Source organism: Aliiroseovarius sp. D2-2, assembly GCF_055809455.1.
The window spans coordinates 2,592,976-2,605,098 of record NZ_CM147913.1 but is presented as its reverse complement, the minus strand read 5'-3'; the positions used below and the strand labels follow the sequence as shown (position 1 = coordinate 2,605,098).

The following is a 12,123-nucleotide window of genomic DNA, read 5'->3' as shown; positions in this document are numbered from 1 at the left end:
TCTCATTGGTTTTCGAAGCTGCTTTTGCCATCCACCGCGCCAACGGCATTCAAGACCCATTGCAGAATGGCGTCATGCTGCGGTTCCAGCGCTTCAGCTTCACCGACAAATTCCATGAACGCGTCGCGTGAGCCTTCGCTAAGCCCGATGATAGCGGGAATTTCATGTTCCAACGCCAACCCGACGGCTTCGCGAAATCCACGGCCTTCCGCCTCTTGTTTTCCGAACTTGTTGACCAAGAGAAGATCAGCACCTTCTTTAAGGCGCGACTCGGTCGCTGCGACTGCCGTTTCCAGAGCTTCTGGGTTCAGTTTGCATCCACGCGCATTCGCGCCAAGATACTGGCTGATGCGGATTTTAGGACCGTCAGGCAAGACAAGCACATCCATGTCACAATGATGCTCTTCAGCGCGTTCGGTATCCAATTGGACGGTGCCGCAAAGCTTCAAACCCTTCTGGGCAAGGGCTTCGGCGACGCCAGCCAAAAGCAGATTTGTTGTGCCCCGACCGGGCGCTATCACATAGGCAAGTTTCATCTGGTATTCCTTCTGTTTCCCAGATTGCAAGCAGCGGCTTGCTTGTCAATTGTCGCCTACGCTCTTGCCCTGAATTTGCCCTCGTGACTTTATGTGTCCAGTCAATGGGAGTGGGAATATGAAACCTGAGATTTCGCAGCATGAAGCCCCTGCAGATGCGGACCAGCGCCGCGCAGTTCCACCGGTGATCTGTTATCCCGTGGACAGTCTTACACCGCCCCCGATGACGCTTTATCGCAAAGCCCGCGAAACCGCGCGAAAGGTGGACGAGGTTTTGGTTCCTGCGCGGGATGCAAAGACCTTTCACGTTCCAGCGGGGCAGTTTTTCCGCATCTCTTCGGTCGATGGTCCGCAAGTCGGAGACCTAAACCTATGGAATGCAGATGATCTGAGCGAAAGGTTCTATTCAGGCAAGACTCGCGCCCTTCATGGCACGCATTTAAGTGTTTCAGATCGGATGTGGACAAGTCATCCAACCCTGCGCCCGATGGCAACCATCACCGATGACACGCTGGATTGGTATGGATTTGATGAATTTGGCGGGTCCGTGCATGACGTGATCGGCACGCGTTGTGATCCCTACACGCATAACCTTTTGTCGGGTGGTCAGTATCATCACTGCTGCCATTCAAACCTAACGCGCGCCTTGGCCGATCACCTTGGCTGTTCCTTGGCCGAGGCCGAACCCCACGTGCACGATGTTCTGAACGTCTTCATGTGTACGGGCTTCACGCGGGACACCGGCCAGTATTTCATGAAAGCCAGCCCGGTACGTCCCGGTGATTACCTTGAGTTCTTTGCCGAGATCGATCTGCTGGGTGCGCTGAGCGCGTGTCCGGGTGGGGATTGTTCAGCCGAGCACAGCTCGGACGAGGCAGCATGCTATCCGCTGTTGGTTGAGGTTTTCGCACCCGCACAGGGCGCATTGATCGGCTGGGAACCGCCGACGCGCAACGGATATGACGGCAGCCACGGGCGCTAAGGTATTCCGTCCCTTGCACCTTTTGGCGTCCGTACTAACTTGTATTCAACTTAGTTGAAGGAGGTTCCCATGCGGTCCCTTGGTTGGCGTTTTATTATCGTCGGTGTTTTGTGCCTTGTTATGTTTATTCCCCTGATGATGGTGTCAGATATCGTGAATTCACGGCGGCACTATTCTGACGAAACCATTCGGTCTGTTGGGCAGGAATGGGGGGGCGAACAAACGATTTCCGGCCCTCAGGTTGTCATTCCGGTGAAAGCGCGGGTCAAAGTGACCGAACTGCGCAACGTGATTGACGAGGCCTCGGGTCTGGTTATGCGTGACGCTGAAACGGGCAAGAACCTGCAAAAGCTGGTTGAAGAAGAACGGATCGAAAATCGCGAACCGCTTTATGTGTATCCTGATCTTTTCGATGTCCAACTGTCCTCGGAAACGCAAATGCGTCACCGCGGGATTTTTCAGGTGCCAGTCTTTCAGGCCAAAGCGAAGATCGTGACAGAGTTCCCATTTGACCGGGTTGAGGCCACTTTGGGCGAAGGCGAGTTTGCCGTTTGGGACGAGGCGATGTTGCGCCTGACCGTCAGTTCAAACCGGGCGTTGCGCGGCGAAGCCAGCCTAACATCAAATGGGCAGGAGATTTTGCTTGAGCCGCTAGGTGGTACAGCCGGCCTGTCCGCCGCATTGCCCGGGGGCAAAGATCAATCCAGTTTTGACCTGACCTTGGGGTTCAACGGCGCGGCCGAGCTGCGCATTTCGCCTGTGGGGCGTGACAGTTCGATCCAAATGAGCAGCGACTGGCCGGACCCCAGCTTCAGCGGGGCGTTCTTGCCCGATGGGTCCGACATCTCGGACACCGGGTTTACGGCCAACTGGTCGATCCCACATCTGGCACGCAGCTTGCCGCAAATCTCGCGCATCGATCATGAACCGATCTCTCGTCGCGATACGTCTTTTGGGGTGCGCTTCTACCAACCCAATGATTTCTATCAAAAAGCGTGGCGCGCCGCACGGTATGGCATCCTGTTTGTGTCGCTGACTTTCCTAACCGTTCTGCTGATGGATATGCAAAGCAAACGGCCTGTGCATCCGGTGCAATATCTGTTGATTGGCCTGTCGCAGTCTGTCTTTACGCTGCTCATGCTGGCCTATGCCGAACAGGTTGGCTTCTCGCTGGCGTATCTGGGTTCTGCAGCCGCGCTGATTTTGCTGCTCGTTATGTTTGGCAAATTTGCTCTGAACATGGGCACGCGGACTTGGGTGTTGGGCGGGATGCTCGTGCTGCTTTACGCCGTGCTTTATCTGATCCTCTACTCCACCGATTACGCGCTGCTTGCAGGTGCGACGCTGGCCTTCGTGGCCATCGGCGCGACGATGTACGCCACTCGGAACGAGGAATGGTATGGCGAGGATGGACCGGGCACCGGCCTTTTTGCGCGCCGTGCCGCGCGAAAAGCTGAGAAGCAGACGATAACCCCACCTTTGGAGCCAAAGCCTGAAAGCTAAAACAAAAAGAGGCGCCGGTTGGCGCCTCTTTCATTTGGATGTGTGGGGTAGGTCAGGCGAAAGCCGCTTCAAGCGCGATTTCAACCATATCGCCAAAGGTCTTCTCGCGCTGATCCGATGGCAGGGCCTCGCCAGTTTGCAGATGGTCAGACACGGTCATGATCCCCAAGGCGCGCACGCCATGACGGGCGGCCAGAGTGTAAAGCTCTGCCGCTTCCATCTCGACCCCTAGGATGCCGTGGCGGGTCATTTCTTTGTTCAGATCTGGGCGTTCGTCATAGAATGTATCGGACGAATAAATCCCACCAACATGCACACCCACATCGCGCCCACGCGCGGACGAAACCGCGGCTTCCAGCAGGCCGTAATCGGCGCAGGGCGAGTAATTCAGCTCGCGAAAGATGGTGCTGGACGGGGTGGCGACCGTTGTGCAGGTCATCGCGATGACCACATCGCGCACCTTCACCTGAGGCTGCATCCCGCCGCAGGACCCGATCCGGATCAGCGTTTTCGCGCCGTAATCCTGGATCAACTCGTTTGCGTAGATCGAAATCGACGGCATCCCCATGCCCGATCCTTGGATCGTTACTCGGTTGCCTTTGTACGTTCCGGTTAAGCCCAGCATTCCGCGCACTTCATTCACCAGCTCGGCACCTTCAAGGAAGTTTTCGGCAGCCCAACGCGCCCGATAGGGATCACCCGGCATCAGAACAGTTTCTGCAATTTGGCCTTTTTCGGCCCCGATATGGACGGTCATGGTCGGCTCCTATAATCATTGTGTTTCGCAGGCAAAGGAGATCCCCGTGCGCTGGATAGTATTACCATTCTTTATCATGCCAAGTTTGGCCCATGCGCAAGAGGCAGCAGAGTTGACGCTGGTGAAACAGGTCTTTGTCGAGCTTCAATCCAAATCGATCCGATGGAACCGCGAATATTGCGGGTATATTGGGTATGATCAAAGTGGCGCGCTGGTTGCATCACGTCCGACACCAGGGAAACGCGCAAGCTGTTTGGCGGATGATCCCGAAAATATTGAGACCATTCTGTCGTCTTATCACACGCATGGTGGGTTTTCGTATGACTATGCCAACGAAGTGCCATCTGGCGATGACATGGAAGGGGATGAGGAAGAGGGGATCGATGGTTGGGTAGCCACGCCTGGTGGACGGCTTTGGTATATCGACACTGAAGACATGATCACCACGCAGATATGCGGGATCGGGTGCTTACCTATGGACAAGAAATTCGAGCCCGGCGACATGGGGCACATCGCCGAGAGTTATAGCTATGACCAGCTGGTGCAAAAGCTTGCGGATGGGGACAAGTGATTAGAAGTCGGTCTTGGGCATCGCGCCTGGAACGGTGACGATGCCAGATAACAGTGCCCAACCTTAGTTGCGTTTGGGCTTGCCAGCGGGATCTTTGGCGTCCCCGAACCAGATCGACCAGAACGTCCGGTATTGCCCTTTAACCTTTGCGCGCGCAAAGCCAATGCCAACGGATTTCCAGTTCTTCCGCCGCCACATACCTTCGTTCAAAATGACCTTGCGGTGATTAGGCGAATTCAGGAAGCCTTTGATCACAACTTCAGGGTCGCTATATCCCCATGCGGTGATTTCATAGGCGTTTTTGCGGTACTTGGTGCGCAAGCGTTTGGGGGCGTCCCACATGGCCTTAGGGGCCCGGTGGTTGGCGTAATAAGGCGCATCGCTCCAGCTGTGTGTATTCGTGCCGCGCAGAGGGCCGCCCTTTGGGGCGATATTGCGGGTGAAATCCTCGACATGACGCCCGGCGACAAGGGTCAAGCTGGATGATAGTGGGATCGGTTTCAATCCGCGCTTTGCGCGTTCGCGCATAAGAATATCATAGATCTGTTTTTCGATGCCGCTGAGGTGATCGTTGGGGGTCGGCTTATAATAATTGAATGCCGCACCTTTCGAGCTAACCCGGATAACCTCACTCGCCAAGACGGGTGACTGGAACGCGAGCAGCCCGAGAACTGCTGTCAGAAGAAGCTTTTTCATTGGACGTACAAGCCTTTGGCTGGAAACGGAGCACTACTATCACGAGATTTACACGCGAAATGAGGCCGAATTCTGCAGCGAATGGTGCAAAATCGCGTCAATTGTTTCCAGTTGTAGCTAGTTCCCGCTCTATTCTGCAGCGATGTCCTTGGTTTCAACCAGCGTCACGATGTCTTCCATGATCGTGTTCAGCTCGAAATCCTTCGGCGTATAGACCTTGGCCACGCCCATGGCACGTAGTCGTTCCGCATCTTCGTCGGGGATGATGCCACCTGCGACAACGGGTACGTCGCCAAGCCCAGCGTCGCGCATCCGTTCGATCAATTCTTCCAGAAGCGGGATATGGCTGCCTGACAGGATCGACAGTCCGACTACATGGGCTTTGGTCTCAAGCGCCGAGGCCACCAGTTCCTCGGGCGTCAGGCGGATGCCTTCATAGGTAATGTCCATGCCGCAATCGCGCGCGCGGGCGGCGATTTGTTCAGCTCCGTTCGAATGCCCATCAAGGCCGGGTTTGCCCACAAGGAATGTCAGGCGGCGACCCAGAGCGTCTGACACGGCGTCGACGCGCGAGCGGATTTCGTCCAGCCCTTCGGTGCGGTTTGACGGGTTCTTAGACACGCCAGTCGGCGCACGATATTGGCCGAACGTTTGGCGCATCACTTCACCCCATTCTCCGGTCGTGACACCCGCTTTGGCGGCCGCGATGGAGGAAAGCATGATGTTCTCACCGGATTTTGCGGCGGCCCGCAGGGCGTTCAGGGCGTCTTGGACCACAGCGTCATCGCGATCCGCGCGCCATTGATCCAAGCGCGCAATCTGATCGGCCTCGGCTTCCTTGTCGGCCACCATAATGGCGCCATCCCCGGAGGTCAGGGGGCTTTCTGTGGTCTCAAGCCATTTGTTCACGCCGACGACCGTGGTGTCGCCGACTTCGATCTTGCCAATGCGGGCGGCGTTGGATTCCACAAGACGGGACTTCATGTATTCGATGGCCGCGACCGCGCCACCCATGCCGTCGATCTGGGCGAGTTCCGCACGGGCACCGTCTTTCAATTCAGCCACTTTGCGTTCCACGGCGGGGTTTTCATCAAACAGGTCGTCGAACTCCAGAAGGTCCGTTTCATAGGCTAAGATCTGTTGCATGCGCAGCGACCATTGCTGATCCCACGGGCGGGGCAGGCCAAGCGCTTCGTTCCACGCGGGCAATTGCACGGCGCGGGCGCGGGCGTTTTTGGACAGAGTCACGGCCAGCATCTCGATCAAAATGCGGTAGACGTTGTTTTCTGGCTGCTGCTCAGTCAGGCCAAGCGAATTCACCTGCACACCATAACGGAAGCGGCGGAATTTGGAATCTTCGACGCCGTAACGCTCGCGGGTGATCTCGTCCCACAGCTCGACAAAGGCGCGCATTTTGCACAGCTCGGTCACGAAGCGGATGCCCGCGTTCACGAAGAAACTGATGCGACCAACCATGGCGGGGAAGGCCTCGGCGGGGACCTTTTCTTTTAGGTCATCCAACACGGCGATGGCGGTGGCCAGCGCAAAGGCCAGCTCTTCTTCCGGCGTCGCGCCGGCTTCTTGCAGGTGATAGGAACACACGTTCATCGGGTTCCACTTCGGCAGATGCTCGCGGGTATAGGCGGCCACATCCGTGATCATGCGCAGCGAAGGTTTCGGTGGGCACACATAGGTGCCGCGCGACAGGTATTCTTTGATGATGTCGTTCTGAACGGTGCCTTGCAGCTTCGAGACGTCAGCGCCCTGTTCTTCGGCAGCAGCGATATAGAGCGACAACAACCACGGCGCAGTGGCGTTGATCGTCATCGAGGTGTTCATCTGCTCAAGCGGGATATTGTTAAACAGCGCACGCATGTCGCCCAGATGGCTCAGCGGCACACCAACCTTGCCCACCTCACCGCGCGACAGTTTGTGGTCGCTGTCATAGCCCGTTTGTGTTGGCAAATCGAAAGCAACAGACAGCCCTGTCTGACCTTTGGCCAGATTGGTGCGGTAAAGCTCGTTTGAAGCTTTGGCGGTCGAATGACCGGCATAGGTGCGGAAAAGCCAGGGGCGGATGGTATTCGAGGACATGGCAGAGACTCACCTTATGTTGCGCTGCAGCATTTTTAGTGACGCAAGAAAATTACGCAAGGGGTAAAATCAAAGGAAGAAAGTTACGCGACGTGGGAGTGTTGTCCGTTGGCTGCGGTCGCCAGACCTTGAAACGCATTAGACATGCAACGCTAGGATCGGACCTGTGTCACGATGCTTTACCTTTTTGCCAAATGGTGAAAAAGCTTGAGCATGACGCGCGCGGTGGAACTTCCTCTTTGGTTGCTTGTGTTGATCCTGGCCTTCGCCACGGTGACCTTCGCGTCGCATTTCCTATTTCCGTCTGTGCGTTGGTTTTTCCGCAAACGCCTTGAACGTGCGGTGGCCCGTCTGAACGAGAAACTTGAACGCCCGATCGAGCCGTTCAAGCTGGCGCGGCGCTATGACATGGTGCAGCGCCTGTCTTATGACCCCGAGGTTGCCAAAGCCATTGTCGAACACGCGCGCAAAGCGGGCATTCCCGAGCAGGTGGCTTTCGAGAAAGCCCAACGTTACGCGCGCGAGATCGTGCCACGGTTTTCCGCTACGGCGTATTTCGGCTTTGGCATTTGGCTGGCGAAACTGCTAAGCCGCGCCTTCTATCGTGTGCGCTTGGGCGCTTTTGATGAGGCACGTCTAAGCGAGATTGATCCAGACGCGACTGTGATCTTTGTGATGAACCACCGATCCAATATGGATTATGTGCTGGTGACGTGGCTGGCCGCCGAACGATCACATCTGTCATATGCAGTGGGGGAATGGGCGCGGGTCTGGCCCCTTCGTACATTGATCCGGTCAATGGGCGCGTATTTTATAAGACGGAAAAGCCGCAACAACCTTTATCGTAAAGTTCTGTCTCGGTACGTGCGCATGGCAACAGATGGCGGCGTGACGCAGGCGATGTTCCCTGAAGGTGGGCTAAGCCTTAACGGCGAGGTGGGCGAACCCAAACTTGGTTTGCTCAGCTACATCGTTCAGGACTTTGTGCCGGGCGAAAGCCGGAATGTGGTCTTTATACCGGTCGCTATGAACTATGATCGCGTGCTGGAAGACCGGGTTCTGGTATCAGCAGATATAAAAGGCAGCCGCCGGTTTGGGCTTCGGTTTAAGTATGTGGTGCGCCACGTGGGGCGACATTTCTGGCAGCGAATGACCGGGCGGTTCCACAGGTTTGGTTATGCAAGCGTTTCCTTCGGGGATCCGGTGTCGTTGTTGGACTATCTGGATGGCCGAGATCCCAACGACGTCATGGAACCTTTGGGACACGAACTTATGTCGCGCATTCGCGATGTGGTTCCTGTGCTGCCGGTGCCTTTGGTGTCAGCGATCTTGTTAGAGCATGACGGATCTACCCAAGCCGAGATTGCAGAGCGCTTCCGTTCGCTGGTTCAAGACATGGAAGCAAAAGGTGCCCACGTGCATATTCCGCGCAGTGATATGAACTACGCTGCCGAAGTGGGGTTGCGCGAATTGTTGTTGCGCAAGTTGATTACTAAATCCGGCGATGACGCAGACGCGACCTATCATATCTATCGACCAGACAGGTTGGTGCTTGCCTATTACTCCAACTCGATTGCGCATCTCAGTGCAGAAATCGAACCGATCCATATCTCGGATCTGACCCCAGCCGAGGTCGCAGATGCCTCGATCTTGCCATAAGTCGGGGAAATCCGGCGCGACATAAAATTACAAAAACTTCCTGATTGAGGTTGCAATCTTACGTTCTGATCCGTAATGCTGCGGTAGCAGCCGCATTTCTGCACTGCGGCAATAGAATCAGATAACGCGCTAGATCAGGAGGCCGCTATGGCTTTGGACACACAACCCGGCATCGCCGAATATGATGCCCCCAAAAAAGACCTTTATGAAATCGGCGAAATGCCCCCATTGGGGCATGTCCCAAAGCAGATGTATTCGTGGGCAATCCGCCGCGATCGTCAGGGTGAACCCGATCAGGCCATGCAGGTCGAAGTGGTTGATACCCCCACGCTGGACAGCCACGAAGTGCTGGTTCTGGTGATGGCAGCAGGCGTGAACTACAACGGTATCTGGGCCGGTCTTGGCGTTCCGGTCAGCATGTTCGACGTACACAAGCAAGACTACCATATCGCAGGGTCCGACGCGTCGGGCGTTGTCTGGGCCGTGGGCGACAAGGTCAAAAGCTGGAAAGTGGGCGACGAAGTTGTCATCCACTGTAACCAAGACGATGGCGACGACGAGGAATGCAACGGTGGCGATCCGATGTTCTCGCCCAGCCAGCGCATCTGGGGCTACGAAACGCCTGATGGGTCATTCGCCCAATTTACTCGCGTTCAAGCCCAGCAGCTTCTGCCGCGTCCCAAGCACCTGACTTGGGAAGAAAGCGCTTGCTACACACTGACGCTGGCGACCGCTTACCGCATGCTGTTTGGCCACCATCCACATGAACTGAAGCCGGGCCAAAACGTGTTGATTTGGGGTGCTTCGGGTGGTTTGGGTTCATACGCCATTCAGCTGGCCAATGCAGCCGGTGCAAACGCGATTGGCGTGATCTCGGACGAAAGCAAGCGTGACTTTGTCATGGGTCTGGGCGCCAAGGGCGTAATCAACCGCAAAGACTTCACCTGCTGGGGTCAACTGCCGACGGTGAACACGCCCGAGTATGACACGTGGTTCAAAGAAGCCCGTCGTTTCGGCAAGGCCATCTGGGACATCACCGGAAAAGGTAACAGCGTGGACATCGTGTTCGAACACCCGGGTGAATCGACTTTCCCGGTGTCCAACCTGGTCTGCAAGAAGGGTGGCATGGTTGTAATCTGCGCTGGTACCACCGGCTTCAACTGTACCTTCGACGTGCGCTACACTTGGATGCACCAAAAGCGCCTGCAGGGGTCGCACTTTGCGCATCTGAAGCAAGCCGCCGCCGCCAATAAGTTGATGATCGAGCGTCGCATCGATCCCTACATGTCGGAAGTGTTCCCTTGGGACGAGATCCCAGCGGCCCACATGAAGATGTATCGCAACGAACATAAGCCGGGCAACATGTCGGTGTTGGTGCAGGCTCCGAAGACCGGTTTGCGGACCTTCGAAGACGCGCTGGAAGCCGGCCCCAAGTAAACAGCAAAATCTGCGAATGAAACTGCCCGTCACCTTCCCAAAGGTGGCGGGCAGTCGTCTTTTGAAAACGAATCACTGTCTGTTTTCATGCGATTCGCACGAATTTACCCTACGGAAGGTAATTTAAGCCCGTATCTCTACCTCGCTATTTATGGGGAGTTGCATTCAGCGAGTTAGAAGTCCCCAATTTACCTGCTAGAGTTGTCATAAGCTGCACTTAACGAGGTTTTGTAATGTCTGATAAATGGATTGTGGATGTACTTACGGACCTCATGGCCTATGCTGAGCAAAATGGTCTGAGTGTAACCGCGGAGCAGCTCGATGATGCACGTCTCATCGCTTTGACCGAGATCGCTAACACGTCTCGCGAGAAGATGGAGATCGCGCACACCTATGAAGAACCGGCTCGAAGACCTTCTCTCTACATTGCAAGCGGCGGCCACGCTTGAGGATCTTCAAACGGTTCTAGAAGAACTGCGCGACCACTACAAAGTCGAACATTCCGTCTATCACTGGGTAAATTCTGTCGGTGAGCGCTATGGCGCTGGCACCTACTCTGCGGAATGGGTGGATCGCTATCTTGAAAAAAACTACCTGCGACTAGATCCCGTTATTTTTGGCTGTTTTCAAAGGTTTACTTCCGTTTCTTGGAAGGATCTTGATTGGTCTTCGAAGCCAGCACGCGAGATGTGGCAGGATGCGATCGACCATGGATTGGGCAATCAGGGTTATACAATTCCCATTCGGGGACCAAACGGACAGTTTGCACTTTTCACAATGAACGCGACTGCGACTGACGAAGACTGGGATGAATTCATTGATGAGAATACGCGAGATCTGATGATTCTAGCGCATGAGTTCAACAAGAAAGCGTTGGAATTCGAACAGTGGGGAGAGGATGGAAATGTGCCCGCTCTGTCCCCCAGAGAGCTTGCGTCGATGAGCTGTTTGGCACGTGGAATGAGCCGTGCTCAGGCCGCTGCAGAGCTGAATATTTCGGAACACACCCTACGTGTTTACATTGAAAGTGCCCGTCACAAACTCGGCGCAATGAACACAACCCACGCGGTCGCGAGGGCCCTGTCGACGGGAATCATAATTATTTAATCTAGGTTCTACCCAACGATGTATTTGCTATACGTTAACTAAGAAGCGAGCATTGTCCCATTACTCACACGGACAAAGGAGCTCCACTCATGCTGCGTTATCTCTATGGCAATGATCTTTCGAAATTTCCCCTGCTTGCTGACACCATGTTCAAGGACCGCGCTGAACAGTTTTCGCGCCGCCTAGGATGGGCTGTATCGGTTGACGACAAGGGTCATGAACGCGACGAATATGATGATATGAACCCGCTATACGTTATCTGGGAACAAGCGGATGGACGTCATGGCGGATCCATGCGCTTTCTACCTACGGTCGGTCAAACAATGGTGAATGACCACTTCGGCCACCTGACTGACGGTGTTCACATTGAAAGCCCGCTGATCTGGGAATGCACCCGCTTCTGCCTTTCCCCCGAGGCAGATCGCCGGGCATCTGCAGCGCTTGCTCTCGGCGCTGGTGAACTCATGAACTCGTTCAAGCTCGAACACTACGTGGGTGTCTTCGATCCTCGTATGGAACGGATCTATCGTTTGATGGGTTTGGTGCCGGATGTGATCGGCATGGCTGGTGAAGGCCGCGACCGTATTGGTGTTGGACTATGGTCGATGGATGAGGCCGCGTTTGAGCCCACCTTGAAGAGGGTAGGTGTCACACGCGAGATCAGCAAAGGCTGGTTGCGCTATTCACTGTCGACAGGCAACCGTGCTCCTGCCCCAGAAGCACTGCCGCGTAGCGCATAAGAAAAGATACCTGAGAAAAACGGCTACCAGCGCCTACGGGT

Annotated in this window: 12 protein-coding genes; 8 read left to right on the top strand and 4 right to left on the bottom strand. The window is 55.4% G+C overall.

The window, feature by feature from the left end; translation table 11 throughout:
* Positions 1-2: 2 nt before the first annotated feature.
* The gene (locus AC0L6A_RS12820) at positions 3-536 is read right to left on the bottom strand and encodes a DUF2478 domain-containing protein (RefSeq protein WP_473290563.1); all 534 of its coding nucleotides are present in this window, start codon (positions 534-536) and stop codon (positions 3-5) included.
* Between the two features lie 118 nt (positions 537-654).
* On the opposite strand from AC0L6A_RS12820, the gene AC0L6A_RS12815 reads away from it, so the two are divergent.
* Both AC0L6A_RS12815 and creD read left to right on the top strand, forming a co-directional pair.
* Positions 655-1,518 (top strand): urea carboxylase-associated family protein, encoded by an 864-nt coding sequence (locus AC0L6A_RS12815; protein WP_473290562.1) that lies wholly within the window; start codon positions 655-657, stop codon positions 1,516-1,518.
* A gap of 69 nt (positions 1,519-1,587) precedes the next feature.
* Entirely contained in the window at positions 1,588-3,021 is a 1,434-nt protein-coding gene (gene creD / locus AC0L6A_RS12810) for a cell envelope integrity protein CreD (RefSeq protein ID WP_473290560.1), read from the top strand.
* Between the two features lie 52 nt (positions 3,022-3,073).
* Here the strand turns inward: creD and deoD are convergent, their stop codons facing one another.
* The gene (deoD, locus tag AC0L6A_RS12805; protein ID WP_473290558.1) at positions 3,074-3,778 is read right to left on the bottom strand and encodes a purine-nucleoside phosphorylase; all 705 of its coding nucleotides are present in this window, start codon (positions 3,776-3,778) and stop codon (positions 3,074-3,076) included.
* A 46-nt stretch (positions 3,779-3,824) separates the two neighbouring features.
* On the opposite strand from deoD, the gene AC0L6A_RS12800 reads away from it, so the two are divergent.
* Positions 3,825-4,349: a DUF4329 domain-containing protein gene (locus AC0L6A_RS12800; protein WP_473290557.1), complete on the top strand. Its 525-nt coding sequence runs from the start codon at positions 3,825-3,827 to the stop codon at positions 4,347-4,349.
* 63 nt (positions 4,350-4,412) lie between these two features.
* Here AC0L6A_RS12800 and AC0L6A_RS12795 read toward each other — a convergent pair whose 3' ends face one another.
* Positions 4,413-5,045 (bottom strand): CAP domain-containing protein, encoded by a 633-nt coding sequence (locus AC0L6A_RS12795; protein WP_473290555.1) that lies wholly within the window; start codon positions 5,043-5,045, stop codon positions 4,413-4,415.
* 129 nt (positions 5,046-5,174) lie between these two features.
* Positions 5,175-7,139, bottom strand: a complete 1,965-nt coding sequence (locus AC0L6A_RS12790) for a methylmalonyl-CoA mutase family protein (RefSeq protein ID WP_473290553.1) — start codon at positions 7,137-7,139, stop codon at positions 5,175-5,177.
* Between the two features lie 213 nt (positions 7,140-7,352).
* On the opposite strand from AC0L6A_RS12790, the gene AC0L6A_RS12785 reads away from it, so the two are divergent.
* From AC0L6A_RS12785 to AC0L6A_RS12765, 5 genes are all read left to right on the top strand, one after another.
* Positions 7,353-8,798, top strand: a complete 1,446-nt coding sequence (locus AC0L6A_RS12785; RefSeq protein ID WP_473290551.1) for a 1-acyl-sn-glycerol-3-phosphate acyltransferase — start codon at positions 7,353-7,355, stop codon at positions 8,796-8,798.
* 147 nt (positions 8,799-8,945) lie between these two features.
* Entirely contained in the window at positions 8,946-10,235 is a 1,290-nt protein-coding gene (ccrA, locus tag AC0L6A_RS12780) for a crotonyl-CoA carboxylase/reductase (protein WP_473290549.1), read from the top strand.
* A 233-nt stretch (positions 10,236-10,468) separates the two neighbouring features.
* Positions 10,469-10,684, top strand: coding sequence for a hypothetical protein (locus tag AC0L6A_RS12775; RefSeq protein WP_473290547.1), 216 nt, complete (start codon positions 10,469-10,471; stop codon positions 10,682-10,684).
* Entirely contained in the window at positions 10,629-11,342 is a 714-nt protein-coding gene (locus tag AC0L6A_RS12770; RefSeq protein WP_473290545.1) for a helix-turn-helix transcriptional regulator, read from the top strand. The genes AC0L6A_RS12775 and AC0L6A_RS12770 overlap by 56 nt, the downstream gene beginning before the upstream one ends.
* Before the next feature lie 89 nt (positions 11,343-11,431).
* On the top strand, positions 11,432-12,082 hold the full coding sequence (locus tag AC0L6A_RS12765; RefSeq protein WP_473290543.1) for an acyl-homoserine-lactone synthase: 651 nt from the start codon (positions 11,432-11,434) through the stop codon (positions 12,080-12,082).
* Positions 12,083-12,123: the final 41 nt, after the last annotated feature.

What these genes read in the sequence shown, in the direction of transcription:
- AC0L6A_RS12785 (WP_473290551.1), top strand. Translation starts at nt 7,353, where the DNA reads ATGACGCGCGCGGTGGAACTTCCTCTTTGGTTGCTTGTGTTGATCCTG.
- AC0L6A_RS12790 (WP_473290553.1), bottom strand. Translation starts at nt 7,139, where the DNA reads ATGTCCTCGAATACCATCCGCCCCTGGCTTTTCCGCACCTATGCCGGT.
- AC0L6A_RS12775 (WP_473290547.1), top strand. Translation starts at nt 10,469, where the DNA reads ATGTCTGATAAATGGATTGTGGATGTACTTACGGACCTCATGGCCTAT.
- ccrA (WP_473290549.1), top strand. Translation starts at nt 8,946, where the DNA reads ATGGCTTTGGACACACAACCCGGCATCGCCGAATATGATGCCCCCAAA.
- creD (WP_473290560.1), top strand. Translation starts at nt 1,588, where the DNA reads ATGCGGTCCCTTGGTTGGCGTTTTATTATCGTCGGTGTTTTGTGCCTT.
- AC0L6A_RS12795 (WP_473290555.1), bottom strand. Translation starts at nt 5,045, where the DNA reads ATGAAAAAGCTTCTTCTGACAGCAGTTCTCGGGCTGCTCGCGTTCCAG.
- AC0L6A_RS12765 (WP_473290543.1), top strand. Translation starts at nt 11,432, where the DNA reads ATGCTGCGTTATCTCTATGGCAATGATCTTTCGAAATTTCCCCTGCTT.
- AC0L6A_RS12815 (WP_473290562.1), top strand. Translation starts at nt 655, where the DNA reads ATGAAACCTGAGATTTCGCAGCATGAAGCCCCTGCAGATGCGGACCAG.
- AC0L6A_RS12820 (WP_473290563.1), bottom strand. Translation starts at nt 536, where the DNA reads ATGAAACTTGCCTATGTGATAGCGCCCGGTCGGGGCACAACAAATCTG.
- AC0L6A_RS12770 (WP_473290545.1), top strand. Translation starts at nt 10,629, where the DNA reads ATGAAGAACCGGCTCGAAGACCTTCTCTCTACATTGCAAGCGGCGGCC.
- deoD (WP_473290558.1), bottom strand. Translation starts at nt 3,778, where the DNA reads ATGACCGTCCATATCGGGGCCGAAAAAGGCCAAATTGCAGAAACTGTT.